Origin of the sequence: Silvimonas soli, assembly GCF_030035605.1 — a bacterium.
GTDB lineage: Bacteria > Pseudomonadota > Gammaproteobacteria > Burkholderiales > Chitinibacteraceae > Silvimonas > Silvimonas soli.
On sequence record NZ_CP106736.1, the window covers coordinates 2,509,085 to 2,523,460 of the forward strand.

The following is a 14,376-nucleotide window of genomic DNA, read 5'->3' on the forward strand; positions in this document are numbered from 1 at the left end:
GAGCCGCAGGCGCGCCACTCGTCCGGGATGTTTGAGTACCCAAACCAGAACACCCGGATCGCCCCATGAAATATCCCTTTCTGACTGAATTACGGGGCCTGCTGGCCTACGTGGCTTGCTGGACGCCGCTGGCGCTGGTCGTCGGCGCGCTGTCGGGCTCCGCTTCGGCGCTGTTTTTATTTGCGCTGGATTGGGCGACCGGCACGCGGCTCACTCACCCTTGGTTGCTGGCTCTGCTGCCACTGGCCGGGTTTGTCGTGGCGTGGGTGTATCTCAAGTTCGGTACGCAGGTCGAGGCCGGCAACAACCTGCTGATCGACGAAATCCACGACCCCAAAAAAATGGTGCCCTTACGCATGGCACCACTGGTGTTGATCGGCACCGTGATCTCGCATCTGTTTGGCGCTTCGGTGGGCCGTGAAGGCACAGCAGTGCAGATGGGCGGGGCTCTCGCCGACCAACTCACCCGCATCTTCAAACTCACCCCGGAAAACCGTCGCATTCTGCTTATGAGTGGGCTGAGCGCCGGGTTTGCTTCAATTTTTGGGGTGCCGCTGGCCGGGTCTTTGTTTGGGCTGGAAGTGCTGGCAATTGGTCGGCTGCGCTATGACGCGCTATTTCCGTGTCTGATAGCGGCGGTCGCGGCGGATCAGGTGTGTCTGCTTTGGGGCGCGCACCATACCCATTATGTGGTGGGCGCGATTCCACCGGTTTCCGCTTGGGGCATGGCTGCCACTTTGCTGGCAGGTGCTTTGTTTGGCATCACCGGCATGGTGTTTGCGCAAGGCACGCATCGGCTCACTGCCTTGCTGAAACGACTGCTGCCATATTCGCCGCTGCGCGCGCTGGTCGGCGGCGCGGTGTTCGCGTTGGTAGCCTGGCTGTGCCACGCCGAACGTTATCTTGGCTTGGGTGTGCCGGTGATTGTAGAGGCATTTCAGCACCCGGTTTTGCCGTGGGATTTTGCTGCCAAACTGGTCGCCACGGTAGCTTCGCTGGCCAGCGGCTTTAAAGGCGGTGAAGTGACGCCGCTGTTCTTTATCGGCGCAACCTTGGGCAACGTGCTGGCTCCGCTGCTGCATATGCCGATCGGTTTATTCGCTGGTTTGGGGCTGGTCGCAGTGTTTGCCGGTGCCGCGAATACACCGATTGCCTCAGCCGTCATGGCGGTTGAACTGTTTGGCGGCGAGATTGGCGTGTATGCCGCTGCAGCATGTGTGATGAGCTGGTTGTTCTCCGGCCATACCGGTATCTACAAGTCCCAGCGCGTGGGCGGTGGCAAGTGGCGGCGGTTTACCGAAGATGTGCGCGTCGGCGATTTGACCGAACGTAAATAAAACCATGAACGGATTCAATGGTTTGGCTGCCTGATGGGGCTCACGCCTGTCATATTGGATAACAGGCGCGTACAACGGGTCGTGTCTCCAGAAGGAATCTCATGAATATCAGCGTTCTCGCTACCCATACCGGCGCCGTCGCCTGCCTGCTGTTTGCCGCTCCAACCTTTGCCAGCTCCGCGCCAGCCGACTGCAATGCCAAACGCCAATCGATTGAGCAGCAGTTGAAATACGCCGAAGCCCATCACAACAGCCACCAGGCTGCTGGTTTGCGTAGCGCGCTGGCCAACGTTAACCAGTATTGCACCCCCGAACGCATGCAAGCCGAGCGCGACGCACATGAACGCAAGCTGGTGGCGGAAGTGGATGACGATCAGCGTGACGTGAACGAAGAACGCGAAAAACTCAGCCGTCATCAGGAAAACCTGCGCCAGGCACGCGATGATGGCGACCACCAGTTGATCGACAAACTGAACAAGAAAATCAGCAAAGCGCAGAAAGAACTGGACGACGACGAGCGCGATCTGGCCAGGTCACAACGGGAACTGGATGAGTTTCGGCGGGCGAAGCCATGAGGTTTTTCGTGAGGGGTTTGTAGGGCGGGTGTAACCCGCCGCAACTTCAGACTCAACTTCAAAAGCTTGTTTTGTTAGTGCCCGCAGCACGGGTTTTAAAGGTATTTGATACCCGGTGGCGACCAGGAGCACGACACCTTTCTTTGCGTCGCCAAAGAAAAGAAACCAAAAGTCCCGCAGAGCGGGATAGCAAAAGGCGACCCCGCTGCCGCAAGGGGGCCCAAGGTCAAAAGCCGTGCCCCTCGGGGGTACCCCCACGACGATGCAGAATGCTTCGAGTGCAGGTTCAGGGGGAAGCAAACCGTCTGTATGCCAGGATTGTTTGCGCGCCTCCGGCGTTCCCTCGGTCGGCCGGAGCCTAAGGTCTCCGGCTCTCTGTCGGCGTGCTCAGTCGCGTTGTTTGCTAGCCGCCCGTAGCCCGGATTCCCGCTGCGCTCCATCCGGGCTACAAAAACTGGCCAACGGATGATGCGTTTTTCTCCATTGGCCGCTGGATTGGGTACGACTTCTTCTTCGGTGGCTCTTTCCCGGCGAGGCAAGTTGCACGATAAGGCATTACAGCCCCGTAGCCCGGATGAAGCGTCAGCGAGAATCCGGGGGCAATGCGCCAGTATCCACTGGCATTTGAAATTGCCCACGTCACTCCCCCGATTCCCGCTCTGTTTCCGCCTCTCCTCCCCATTCCCGCACTTTCCATATAACTGCTCAATTCTTTATCTCGTTTAAGAATAAAAAGAATATTCAAAAGTCTTTGTGGAAATAAAGACATCGCTTTAAATTCCGTTTTCGACACATCAATCCTGACTGATAGTCCCAAAAGGAATTTAAATGCCCGTCGTCGTGACCATCTCTGGCAGTCCCAGTGTTCGCTCCCGCTCGCAAGGTTTGCTCAATCGCGCGGCGCAGGTGCTGGCGCAGCAGGGTATTGAGATCAAAACCTTTACGCTGGCCGATTTTCCGGCTGAGGCGCTGCTGCATGCGCAGTTCGATCACCCATCCATCAAATACCTGCAAGAGACAGTCGCTCATGCTGATGGCCTGATCGTCAGCACGCCGGTCTACAAAGCGGCGTATAGCGGCGCACTCAAGGTCATTCTGGATTTGTTGCCAGAGCGGGCGCTGGCGCATCACGCGGTATTGCCGCTGGCCACTGGCGGTAGCCCGGCCCACATGCTGGCGGTGGATTACTCGCTGCAGCCGGTGCTCACGGCACTTAAAGCGCGGCACGTGCTTGGCGGTATCTACGCTACCGACAAAGAGTTGACCTGGGGCGAGGGCGATGTGCTGCATTTGTCGCCAGAAATTGATGATCGCCTGCATGTAGCGCTGTCACGGTTTATCACTCACCTGCCCAACCCGGGCCATGTTCAGCTGGACCCGAACACCCTGCACGCGCAATTGCGGCTTGGTCGCGTCAGTCTCTGATTGCACCTGCAGAGCCACCAACAACAACTCAACATCACAAAAACAACACGCTGGAGAAACGCTCATGCTGCGCAAATTGCTTGCCCCCATCGCCACGTTGGCGCTCGGTTTGGCCTTAACTGCTCCGGCCCATGCCGCCGACCAGACCGTACGGATTGGCTATCAAAAATACGGTGTATTCACCCTGCTCAAAGCACGCGGCACGCTGGAGAAAAAACTCGAGGGCCAAGGCTGGAAAGTGAGCTGGACCGAGTTCCCCGGTGGTCCGCAATTGCTGGAAGCGCTGAACGTCGGTGCGGTGGATTTCGGCCTGACCGGTGAAGCCCCGCCCGTATTTGCCCAGGCCGCTGGCGCGCAACTGGTCTACGTGGCCAACGAGCCGCCAGCGCCGCAAGCCGAAGCGATCCTGGTGCCTAAAGATTCGCCGATCAAATCGGTGAAAGACCTCAAGGGCAAGAAAGTGGCGCTGAACAAGGGCTCCAACGTGCATTACCTGTTGGTCAAAGCGCTGGAAGAAGCGGGGTTGAAACTGAGCGATATCCAGCCGGTTTACCTGCCGCCCGCCGATGCTCGTGCCGCGTTTGCCAAAGGCGCGGTAGATGCGTGGGTGATCTGGGATCCATACCTGGCCGCAGCCGAAGCGCAACTGAGCGTACGTACGCTGCGTGACGGTAAAGGGCTGGTAAACAACTATCAGTTCATTCTGGCCAGCCGCAAATTTGCTACCAGCCAGACAGGCATTGTCAAAACAGTGCTGAACGAACTGCAAGTCACCGACCAATGGGCCAATGCCAATACCGCTGAAGCGGCCAAAGAGTTGTCGCAACAGATCGGTTTGCCGGTGGAGGTGGTTGCCAGCACCTTGCCGCGCAATACCTTGGGTCTGCAGTCAGTCAGCCCGCAAGTGGCAGCTCAACAGCAAAAGATCGCCGATACCTTCCACGATCTGGGTTTGATTCCGGTGGCCGTCAAAGTGCAAGACGCGCTGCTCAAATAAGGCGGGGAGAAAACGATGTTGCTGCGACAACTGACAGGACTGATGGCGGGGCTGGTCGTGGCAGTAGCCGCAGCACTTCCGGCTCATGCTGATGAACTACGCATTGGTTTTCAGAAGAGTTCGTTCAATCTGATCGTGCTCAAAAGCCGGGGCATGCTGGAACAACGGCTGGGCGCGGGGACCTCCGTGAAGTGGGTCGAGTTTCCGGCTGGTCCACAAATGCTTGAAGCACTCAATGCCGGGTCGGTGGACTTTGGCATGACCGGCGACACGCCACCACTGTTTGCCCAGGCGGCTGGGACCAAGCTGGTTTATGTGGGTTATGAACCGGCCAAACCACAGGCAGCGGCAATCCTGGTGGCCAAAGACGCCAGCATCAAAAAAATGGCGGACCTGAAAGGCAAACGCATTGCTTTGCAAAAGGGTTCGAGTTCGCACGCTTTGCTGCTGCGCGCGCTGGATAAAGCCGGGCTGAAATGGGAAGACATCCAGCCCGCATATCTGGCTCCGGCCGATGCGCGTGCTGCTTTCGAGCGTGGCGCCGTGGATGCCTGGGTGATCTGGGACCCGTATTACGCTTCGGCTGAAAAAGCGCTCAACCCGCGCGTGCTGGCGACCGCCGAAGGTTTGACCAGTAACCAGACCTTCTACCTCGCCAGCCGCGAATACGCCCGGCGCAACAAAGCACTGCTGAATACGGTGTTTGAAGAACTGACCCGCAATAGCGAGTTTATGGAACAGCACCCAAGCGACACCGCGAAATTGCTGTCGGCTTATGTCGGGCTCGACCAGGCCACTTTTGAACAAGTACTGGCGCGCCATCCGAACTATCGCGTGGGCTGGCTGGATGACAAAACCGTGCTTGAGCAACAAAAGCTGGCCGATCGTTTTGCCACGCAAGGCTTGATTCCGCATCCGGTGAACGTGGCCGACATCGTGGTGCGTCATTGAACACGGTTCCGTCGATTCGCCCCATTCCATTTTGAGTTTTTGATTGATACGCTTGGCGTCAGGCCAGGCCACAAGGAATACATCATGAGTCTGAATATTTTCTGGTTTTTGCCGACCCACGGCGACGGCCGATATCTGGGCACCGGCCACGGCGCGCGCAGCGTTAATCATGCTTATCTGAAGCAGATCGCCCAGGCTGCCGATGAACTGGGTTACTACGGCGTACTGATCCCCACCGGCCGCTCGTGCGAAGACGCGTGGGTGGTGGCCAGTTCGCTGGCACCGCTGACCGAACGCCTGCGCTACCTGGTGGCGATTCGCCCCGGCATCATTTCGCCGACCGTCTCCGCTCGCATGGCCGCCACGCTGGATCGCATCTCTAACGGTCGCGTGCTGATCAACGTGGTCACTGGTGGTGATCCGGATGAACAGGCCGGTGACGGCATCTGGCTGGATCACAACGAACGTTATGAAGTGACCGATGAATTCCTCAAGGTCTGGCGCGGCGTGCTGGAAGGCGAGTCGGTGGATTTTGAAGGCAAGCACATCAGGGTCAAGGGCGCCAAAACGCTCTACCCGCCAGTGCAATCGCCGTATCCGCCGCTGTATTTTGGCGGCTCATCACCCGCTGCGGTCGATCTGGCCGCCGAACAGGTGGATGTCTACCTGACCTGGGGTGAGCCGCCTGCCGCTGTGGCCGAGAAAATCGCCGCCGTGCGCGAGAAAGCAGCCAAGCTGGGCCGAACCGTGAAATTTGGCATTCGCCTGCATGTGATCGTGCGTGAAACCAGTGAGGCCGCCTGGGCCGCCGCCGACGAGTTGATCAGCCACGTCACCGACGACACCATCGCCGCCGCGCAAAAAGCGTTCTCGCGCTTTGATTCGGTGGGCCAGCAACGCATGGCCGCCTTGCACGGTGGCCGTCGCGACAAACTCGAAGTCTCGCCTAACCTGTGGGCCGGCGTCGGTCTGGTGCGCGGCGGTGCGGGGACCGCGCTGGTCGGCAGCCCGGAAGAAGTCGCCGCCCGGATCAAGGAGTACGCGGACATTGGTATTGAGAGCTTTATTTTCAGCGGTTATCCGCATCTCGAAGAAGCTTACCGTTTTGCCGAACTGGTGTTTCCGCTGCTGCCGTTATCTGAACAATCGCAAAGACCCGCCAAAGCTAATCTGACCGGACCATTTGGCGAGATCGTTGCCAATGATTTGCCACCTGCGGTGCTGAAGGTTGCGCAAAGCTGATCGCATGGCTTCCGTAGCCCGGATGGAGCGAAGCGGGAATCCGGGCTACGAAACCGATTCGTCATTCCCGCGCAGGCGGGAATCCAGCTGCGGCGCTGCTAAGAATGAGCGCGCGCGTGGGCAGCTTAGGTTTGCGCTGGGGGGCGGAGGTGAGAATGTGAGCGGAGGGCTGTCATGCAGGCACTGCCACTGGATTCCCACCAAGGGGACCGCCGAGGTTGGGGATGCCTCGCCAATCCGGCTGACATCGCAAGAGATGATTTGAAGACCAGCAGCTCTACGTTCTGGAGAAATTTTAAATGGCAAATAAATGGACATCCCACCTGGCCCGGCAAGCCACGCCGTGGCTGGTGCCGCTGCTGCTGATCGTGGCGTGGCAAGCGGCATCCAGTGCGGGTGAGATTGATAGCCGCGTCATGCCCGCGCCGCTGGCGGTGCTTAAGGCTGGTGAGCAACTCGCGGCTTCTGGCCAATTGTGGCTGCATCTGAAAATCAGTTTTGTCCGCGCCATGGCCGGTTTTGCCATTGGCGGCAGCATTGGTTTGCTGCTGGGACTGATCACTGGTTTATCGCGCCGGGGTGAGCTGGTGCTCGATAGCACGGTGCAGATGATCCGCACCATTCCGCCGCTGGCGCTGATTCCGCTGGTCATTTTGTGGTTTGGCATTGATGAGAGCGCCAAGCTGTTTCTGGTGGCGTTTGGCACGCTGTTTCCGGTGTATATCAACACGTATCACGGCATCAAATCGGTAGATAGCGGCCTGGTAGAAATGGCGCGCAATTACGGCCTTAAAGGCTGGCCGCTGTTTCGCGACGTGATTCTGCCCGGCGCGCTGCCGTCGATTCTGGTCGGGGTGCGCTTTGCGCTGGGCTTTGCGTGGATTTTGCTTATCGTGGCCGAAACCATCTCGGCCAGTTCCGGCATCGGTTACCTCGCCACCAACGCCCGCGAGTTTCTGCAGACAGATGTGGTGGTGTTGTCGATTCTGCTTTACGCCTTGCTGGGCAAATTCTCGGATGTGTTCGCCCGCTGGCTGGAACGGCGCTGGCTACGCTGGCATCCGGCATATCAAAAGGGATGAGATCTGCCATGAACGCACCTTTGCAAGACCATGTATTGGGCCAGACCGGCGCGGCGTTGCAACTAACCGGCGTGAGCAAACGCTTTGATGACAAAGCGGTGCTGCACCAACTGGATCTGCAACTGAATGCGGGCGAGTTTGTCGCGCTGGTCGGGCGCTCCGGTTGCGGCAAATCCACTTTGTTGCGCTTGATTGCCGGGCTGGATCAATTGTCATCCGGGCAGATTCTGGCCAATGGCAAACCGCACGCTGCCTTCAAACAAGACACCCGTTTGATGTTTCAGGACGCGCGCTTGCTGCCCTGGAAAAGCGTGGTGCAGAACGTGGGCCTGGGGCTGAAGGGCGATTGGCATGACGAAGCCATCTCCGCATTGGCGGAAGTGGGCCTGGCTGAACACGCCAACAAATGGCCCAGCCAGCTTTCTGGCGGGCAACGTCAACGCGTGGCGCTGGCGCGGGCGCTCATCCATCAACCACGCTTGTTGTTGCTGGACGAACCACTAGGCGCGCTCGATGCGCTCACCCGTATAGAGATGCACCAATTAATAGAGCGCCTGTGGCAAAAACATGGCTTTACCGTGTTGCTGGTAACGCACGATGTGCAAGAAGCCGTGGCCCTGGCAGACCGGGTGATTTTGATTGAAGAAGGCCGTATCGGGCTGGATCAACCCATCAATCTACCCCGCAGCCGTTCACGCGGTACGGCGGCGTTTGCCGCGCTGGAAGAACGTATCCTAGCGCGCGTGCTGTCTTTGCCGGAACCCGCTGGCCAGCCGCATGAGCTAGTAGCGATAGAACCGATTGTGCCGTCGGCATTACGGTGGGCTCTTTAATTTCTAATGGTTATATAAAACAAAAATCAAATTACTTTGATGTATAAAAAGGGGCTGTTACGCTGGGTTTGTCACCACCCGCTTTGAACGCCGCCAGCAAAATGCTTCAGGCACCAAGCCGTCGGGCGGCACAAAAAACATCACATCTAATCTACTGGAGCAACACACCATGGCAATCCAATCCATCAACGTTCGCAATCAGTTCCGCGGCACCATCAAAGAAATCATTGAAGGCCCGGTTTTGTCAGAAGTGGACGTCACCACGCCTTCGGGCATTGTGACTTCGGTGATCACCACTCGCTCGGTAAAAGAGCTGGATTTGAAGCCTGGCACTGAGGTGATTGCGTTCGTGAAATCGACTGAGGTTTCGATCGCAACGTTGTGATTGGTGGCCTCTGACAGAGGCAATCGGATGAACGTGCGGACTTGCCCGCATGACCCAAACAGGGACGCAGACCGCGTCCTTGTGCGTTTTTGGGGGGCAAGCAATTGTAGGGTTTGCTCGCTGGCGAGCGAACGCGTTCAAGGGCTATCACCATGATCTTTCGGTGCGCATGAATGCACACCCTACAGCTAATCGGCGCGATCTGTTGGTTGATTCCCAGTCCTTCCGTCCCCTCCTTGAGGGGAAACCGATGAATCCGAAGGTTCAACCGCAAGACCCGAACAGGGACGCAGACCGCGTCCCTGTTCGCTTTTTAGTGGTTAGATATATACAAGTAGCGAATCAGCCTTTGTAGGAATATAAGAATCGGCGAGAATCGCTGCCAACCGCACATAAATGGAGTTTCCATGTCCCACATCACCACCAAGCTGATCGCCGCTGTTCTGGCTGGCGCCATCGCTGTCCCTGCTTTTGCCGATGTCACCTTGCTGAACGTGTCCTACGACGTGATGCGTGACTTCTACAAGGACTACAACCCGGCCTTCGCCAAGTACTACCAGGACAAGTTCAAAGACAAAGTGACGATCCAGATGTCGCACGGCGCATCCAGCAAGCAGGCGCGGTCGGTGATTGATGGTCTGGAAGCCGACGTGGTGACCATGAACCAGCACAACGACATCGACGCCATTTCGGATAAAGCCAAGCTGCTGCCTACCGACTGGGCCAAGCGTCTGCCGGATAACTCGGCGCCGTTTACCTCCATGCAGGTACTGATCGTCAAAAAGGGTAATCCCAAGGGCATCAAGGACTGGAACGATCTGGCCAAGCCGGGTGTGCAGGTGATCTTCCCGAACCCGAAAACCTCCGGCAATGGCCGTTACACCTTCCTCGCCGCGTGGGGTTATGCGCTGCGCCAGCCGGGTGGCAACGAGCAAAAAGCCGCTGATTTTGAAGCCGCCATTCTGAAAAACGTGCCGGTGCTGGAAGCGGGTGGCCGTGGCGCCACCACCACCTTCATGCAGCGTGGCATTGGCGATGTGCTGGTGACATTTGAAAACGAAGCCGAAATGATCGCCCGCGAGTTTGGTCGCGGTAACTTTGATGTGGTGTACCCGAGCGTGTCGATTGAAGCCGAGCCGCCGGTAGCGCTGGTCGACAAAGTGGTCGACAAGAAAGGCACCCGCAAAGCCGCGCAGGAATATCTGAACTGGCTGTGGAGCCCGCAAGCGCAAGAGATCGCCGCTGAAAACTATCTGCGCCCGCGTGACAAAACCGTATTTGCCAAGCACGCCAGCCAGTTCCCGAATGTGAAGCTGTTTGGTATTAACGACTTCGGTGGCTGGCAGGCAGCGCAGGCGAAGTATTTTGCGGATGGTGGGGTGTACGACAAGATTGCGGCGTCAGTTGCTAAACGCTAATTATGTAGCCCGGATTCGCGCAGCATTCCGGGGCGCGATACTGGCAATGTTAGTGCCTTCGGCACGGGTGTTTAAAGGCATTTGATACCCCGGGGTGCCGGGGAGCACGTTTCTTTTCTTTGCGTCGCCAAAGAAAAGAAACCAAAAGTCCCGCAGAGCGGGGTAGCAAAAGGCGACCCGACAGCGCAAGCGCAAACGGGGCCCAAGGTCAAAAGCCGAAACGAACAGACTGTTTACCAGTGTTCTCTGCGCGCATCCTGCGTTCCCTCGGTCGGCCGGAGCCTGAGGGTCTCCGGCTCTCGGTCGGCGTGGTTTGCTGGGTGGCGTGCCAGGGGGAGTTGTAACAACAGCAACGGCATTGCGTAATTCTTTACTTCGACATTCCCGACCTGGGCGGTCCCCTTGGCGGGAATCCAATGGAACAGTGGTTGTTAGTAGCTACAACAAAAAAATAACGACAGCAGGCTAACAACCGCTGTGCCTTTTTGACCAACTGGCGTCACAGCCAGGTATGAAAACCAGTGCCGAAGGCGCCGCCAAACCCCGCAAGAACGTACTTCAAAACATAAGCAATAAAAACAAGGAACACTCTTTTGGCCTTCAAACAACACAGCGTGCTGCCAGGCTTTAACCTGGCGCTGGGCTACACGCTGCTTTATTTATCGGTGATCGTGCTGATCCCGCTGGCGGCGCTGATTTTAAAGAGTACCAGCCTGCCGTGGGCGCAGTTCTGGCATACCGTGTCCGACCCGCGCGTGGTCGCGTCGTATCAACTGACCTTTGGTGCCTCGCTGCTCGCGGCGGTGATCAATCTGTTTGGTGGGTTGCTGCTGGCCTGGGTACTGGTGCGTTACCAGTTCTTTGGCAAACGCTTTGTCGATGCGATGGTTGATCTGCCATTTGCGCTGCCCACTGCCGTAGCCGGTATCGCACTGGCGACCATCTACGCGCCCAACGGCTGGGTTGGTCAGTTGTTTGCACCGTGGGATATCAAGATTGCGTTTACCCGCATTGGCGTGGTGATTGCGCTGACGTTTGTGACGCTGCCGTTTGTGGTGCGCACGGTGCAGCCGGTGCTGGAAGACCTGGAAAAAGAACTGGAAGAAGCCGCCGCCAGCCTGGGTGCCAGTCGCTTGCAGATTTTCTGGAAAGTTATCCTGCCGACCTTGTTGCCCGCCTTGCTGACCGGTTTTGCGCTGGCGTTTGCGCGGGCGATTGGCGAGTACGGGTCGGTGATTTTTATTGCTGGCAACATGCCGTTTCTGTCGGAAATCACCCCGCTGATGATCATCTCCAAGCTTGAACAATATGATTACGTCGGCGCAACGTCGATTGCCGTGGTGATGCTGGCGGTGTCGTTCGTGTTGCTGCTGGTGATTAACGGCCTGCAGTGGTGGTCGGCCAAACGGCTGGGGCGGAGGAAATAACCATGGCCCAGACTCCTCGTTCAATTGTGACCACTGAATCGCGTCCGGTTCGATATCTGCTGATTACGCTGGCGCTGCTGTTCATTGCCGTGTTCCTGGTGCTGCCGCTGGTGTCGGTGTTTACCGAAGCGCTGCGTAAAGGCTTTGATCTGTACTTTGAGGCGCTCAAAGAGCCCGACGCTTGGTCCGCCATCAAGCTCACCCTGATCGCCGCCGCCATTGCCGTGCCGTTGAATCTGTCGTTTGGCGTGGCTGCAGCGTGGGCGATTGCCAAGTTTGATTTCAAAGGCAAGAGCGTACTGATCACGCTGATCGACCTGCCGTTCTCGGTGTCACCAGTGGTGGCGGGTTTGATCTACATGCTGTTGTTCGGAGCCCAAGGCTGGCTGGGGCCGTGGCTGTCTGATCACAACATCAAGATTGTGTTCGCCGTGCCGGGCATTGTGCTGGCCACCGTGTTTGTCACCTTCCCGTTTGTGGCGCGTGAGCTGATTCCGCTGATGGAAGCGCAAGGCTCGGAAGAAGAACAGGCGGCGTTAAGCCTGGGCGCCTCGGGCTGGCAAACCTTCTGGCGCGTGACGCTGCCCAATATCAAATGGGGTTTGCTGTACGGCGTGATTCTGGCCAATGCGCGGGCGATGGGCGAGTTTGGCGCAGTGTCGGTGGTGTCGGGCCATATTCGCGGCATGACCAACACGATTCCGTTGCACGTCGAGATTTTGTACAACGAATACAACTTTGTCGGCGCGTTTGCCTGCGCCTCCATTCTGGCTTTGCTGGCGCTGGTGACACTGGGCGTGAAGAGCTGGGTGGAATGGCGGACTGAACAGCAGGCCGCGCGGGATCGGGCCAACGCACTATGATGACACCGGAAAAACGCCACATGCCGCGTTACGCTCACTTGATGTACGAGTGACGTAGGGTGCGCATTTATGCGCACCTGCATTGAACGCGTTCGCACGCGAGGCGTGCAAACCCTACGGTGTGGAAAGGCATTGAGATGACCTTGAACCTCTTGCCTTTCCGCTAAACCTCACAGGAACACCTATGAGTATCGAAATTCGCAATATCGCCAAACGCTTTGGCAACTTCACGGCGCTGGACAACATCAATCTGGAAGTGAAAACCGGTGAATTGCTGGCGCTGTTGGGGCCGTCTGGCTGCGGTAAAACCACGCTGCTGCGCATCATCGCCGGGCTGGAGGTGCCGGACGAAGGGCAGATTCTGTTTCATGGCGAAGACACCACCGAAAAACACGTGCGTGAACGCAATGTTGGTTTTGTGTTCCAGCATTACGCGCTGTTCCGCCACATGACCGTGTTTGAAAACGTCGCTTTTGGCCTGCGCGTGCGCAAAAAAGACACGCGCCCATCCGACGCTGAAATCAAACGCAAAGTGCATGACTTGCTGCAACTGGTGCAGCTTGACTGGCTGGCGGATCGTTATCCGGCGCAGTTATCGGGCGGTCAACGCCAACGGATTGCCCTGGCGCGCGCGCTGGCGGTAGAGCCCAAAGTGTTACTGCTGGATGAGCCGTTTGGCGCGCTCGATACCAAAGTGCGCAAAGAATTGCGCCGCTGGTTGCGCCGCCTGCATGACGAAATGCATATCACCAGCGTGTTTGTGACCCACGACCAGGAAGAAGCGCTGGAAGTGGCCGACCGCGTGGTGGTGATGAATAAAGGCAAGATCGAACAACTCGGTTCGCCATCACAAGTCTATGACACACCCGCCTCGCCGTTCGTGTACCAGTTCCTCGGTGATGTGAACCTGTTCCACTCCCGCGTGCATGACGGCTGGACGCAAGTCGGTGAGGCCCGCTTTGCCGCACCGGATGCGCAAGGCGACAAAGCCGTGGTCTATGTGCGCCCGCACGAGATCGACCTCTCCCGTACCGGAGGGGAAGGTGCTATGCAAGGCGTGGTCCACCATATTCGCCTGCTGGGCGCGACGGTTCGGCTGGAAGTGGATGTGGCCAACCAGGAGTCGGTAGAAGTCGAGTTGACCCGCGAGCGCCATCTGGCCGGTAACTGGCAAGTGGGCGAATCGGTCTACCTGCTGCCACGTGAAGCACGAGTGTACGTACCGGAAAACAGCCGCACACCGGAACGTAATGGCGAGTGGAGCGCGGGCGGCGGTATTTGATCCGCAACTGACGTGGGGTGGATTCGTGCAGCAACCCACCCTACGCCCGCTCCACCAGCCCCGCAAAACAGCCATATTTCGCGTAGTGGGCATGTAGATAGCGTACCTGAGGGTCCTCAAAGAACCGCGCTATCAAAGCCGCCAGGTCACGACCTTCGACCACATCTGCCGTGGCAATCATATCGTTGCCGTCAAACGCCCTTAATGAGATCAACCGCTTGGCGAGTGACTGCGGGACTGTATCGACCACCGATGCGGCAGTTTCAGCCCCTTCGCTAATGAATATCGCGTGGCTGGAACGGTAGGGTGTGTTGGCGGGTTGATGCGTGTGATTGACCAGCAGCAGTGACTCACCCACATACGCATCGCGCAATTGCGTGCGTTCGGGAAAGCCCGATGGCGCGTTGGCGATGCGTCGCACGGCGCCGTGAATGGCGAGTTCGGCGTCAGACAATCCATAAAGATGGGTAAACGGGGTTGGGTCGACGCCTGTAATGCGAAAAGCCATGATAAAAGTCTCTTTGGAGTTGGAGACTCTTTTATGCCCGGCTCGTCTGTA

At 57.8% G+C, this 14,376-nt stretch carries 15 protein-coding genes; 13 read left to right on the top strand and 2 right to left on the bottom strand.

Annotation, left to right across the window (positions count from 1 at the left end):
- Positions 1-65: 65 nt before the first annotated feature.
- Positions 66-1,337: a voltage-gated chloride channel family protein gene (locus tag N7220_RS11555; protein WP_283147676.1), complete on the top strand. Its 1,272-nt coding sequence runs from the start codon at positions 66-68 to the stop codon at positions 1,335-1,337.
- A 101-nt stretch (positions 1,338-1,438) separates the two neighbouring features.
- Positions 1,439-1,912, top strand: a complete 474-nt coding sequence (locus N7220_RS11560) for a DUF1090 domain-containing protein (protein WP_283147677.1) — start codon at positions 1,439-1,441, stop codon at positions 1,910-1,912.
- A 445-nt stretch (positions 1,913-2,357) separates the two neighbouring features.
- On the opposite strand, the gene N7220_RS11565 is transcribed toward N7220_RS11560, so the two are convergent.
- Entirely contained in the window at positions 2,358-2,681 is a 324-nt protein-coding gene (locus N7220_RS11565) for a hypothetical protein (protein ID WP_283147678.1), read from the bottom strand.
- Between the two features lie 59 nt (positions 2,682-2,740).
- Here N7220_RS11565 and ssuE point away from each other — a divergent pair, with 59 nt between their 5' ends.
- The 11 genes from ssuE to N7220_RS11620 all read left to right on the top strand — a co-directional run bounded on the left by ssuE (position 2,741) and on the right by N7220_RS11620 (position 13,817).
- Complete coding sequence (gene ssuE / locus N7220_RS11570) at positions 2,741-3,337, top strand: NADPH-dependent FMN reductase (RefSeq protein WP_283147679.1); 597 nt, start codon at positions 2,741-2,743, stop codon at positions 3,335-3,337.
- 64 nt (positions 3,338-3,401) lie between these two features.
- Positions 3,402-4,334 carry a sulfonate ABC transporter substrate-binding protein gene (locus N7220_RS11575; protein WP_283147680.1) on the top strand — a complete coding sequence of 311 codons (933 nt, stop codon included), beginning with the start codon at positions 3,402-3,404 and terminating at the stop codon, positions 4,332-4,334.
- 15 nt (positions 4,335-4,349) lie between these two features.
- Complete coding sequence (locus tag N7220_RS11580; protein WP_283147681.1) at positions 4,350-5,285, top strand: sulfonate ABC transporter substrate-binding protein; 936 nt, start codon at positions 4,350-4,352, stop codon at positions 5,283-5,285.
- A gap of 84 nt (positions 5,286-5,369) precedes the next feature.
- The gene (ssuD, locus tag N7220_RS11585) at positions 5,370-6,527 is read left to right on the top strand and encodes an FMNH2-dependent alkanesulfonate monooxygenase (RefSeq protein WP_283147682.1); all 1,158 of its coding nucleotides are present in this window, start codon (positions 5,370-5,372) and stop codon (positions 6,525-6,527) included.
- Positions 6,528-6,826: 299 nt separating this feature from the next.
- Positions 6,827-7,609 (top strand): aliphatic sulfonate ABC transporter permease SsuC, encoded by a 783-nt coding sequence (gene ssuC, locus N7220_RS11590; protein ID WP_283147683.1) that lies wholly within the window; start codon positions 6,827-6,829, stop codon positions 7,607-7,609.
- A gap of 8 nt (positions 7,610-7,617) precedes the next feature.
- Positions 7,618-8,442, top strand: coding sequence for an ATP-binding cassette domain-containing protein (locus N7220_RS11595; RefSeq protein WP_283147684.1), 825 nt, complete (start codon positions 7,618-7,620; stop codon positions 8,440-8,442).
- A gap of 169 nt (positions 8,443-8,611) precedes the next feature.
- Positions 8,612-8,827, top strand: coding sequence for a TOBE domain-containing protein (locus N7220_RS11600; RefSeq protein WP_283147685.1), 216 nt, complete (start codon positions 8,612-8,614; stop codon positions 8,825-8,827).
- A gap of 407 nt (positions 8,828-9,234) precedes the next feature.
- Positions 9,235-10,245 carry a sulfate ABC transporter substrate-binding protein gene (locus N7220_RS11605; RefSeq protein ID WP_283147686.1) on the top strand — a complete coding sequence of 337 codons (1,011 nt, stop codon included), beginning with the start codon at positions 9,235-9,237 and terminating at the stop codon, positions 10,243-10,245.
- A 593-nt stretch (positions 10,246-10,838) separates the two neighbouring features.
- Positions 10,839-11,672, top strand: coding sequence for a sulfate ABC transporter permease subunit CysT (cysT, locus tag N7220_RS11610; protein ID WP_283147687.1), 834 nt, complete (start codon positions 10,839-10,841; stop codon positions 11,670-11,672).
- 2 nt (positions 11,673-11,674) lie between these two features.
- Positions 11,675-12,535 carry a sulfate ABC transporter permease subunit CysW gene (gene cysW / locus N7220_RS11615; RefSeq protein WP_283147688.1) on the top strand — a complete coding sequence of 287 codons (861 nt, stop codon included), beginning with the start codon at positions 11,675-11,677 and terminating at the stop codon, positions 12,533-12,535.
- Between the two features lie 184 nt (positions 12,536-12,719).
- The gene (locus tag N7220_RS11620; protein ID WP_283147689.1) at positions 12,720-13,817 is read left to right on the top strand and encodes a sulfate/molybdate ABC transporter ATP-binding protein; all 1,098 of its coding nucleotides are present in this window, start codon (positions 12,720-12,722) and stop codon (positions 13,815-13,817) included.
- 40 nt (positions 13,818-13,857) lie between these two features.
- Here the strand turns inward: N7220_RS11620 and N7220_RS11625 are convergent, their stop codons facing one another.
- Complete coding sequence (locus N7220_RS11625) at positions 13,858-14,325, bottom strand: DUF1203 domain-containing protein (RefSeq protein ID WP_283147690.1); 468 nt, start codon at positions 14,323-14,325, stop codon at positions 13,858-13,860.
- Between the last annotated feature and the right edge of the window lie 51 nt (positions 14,326-14,376).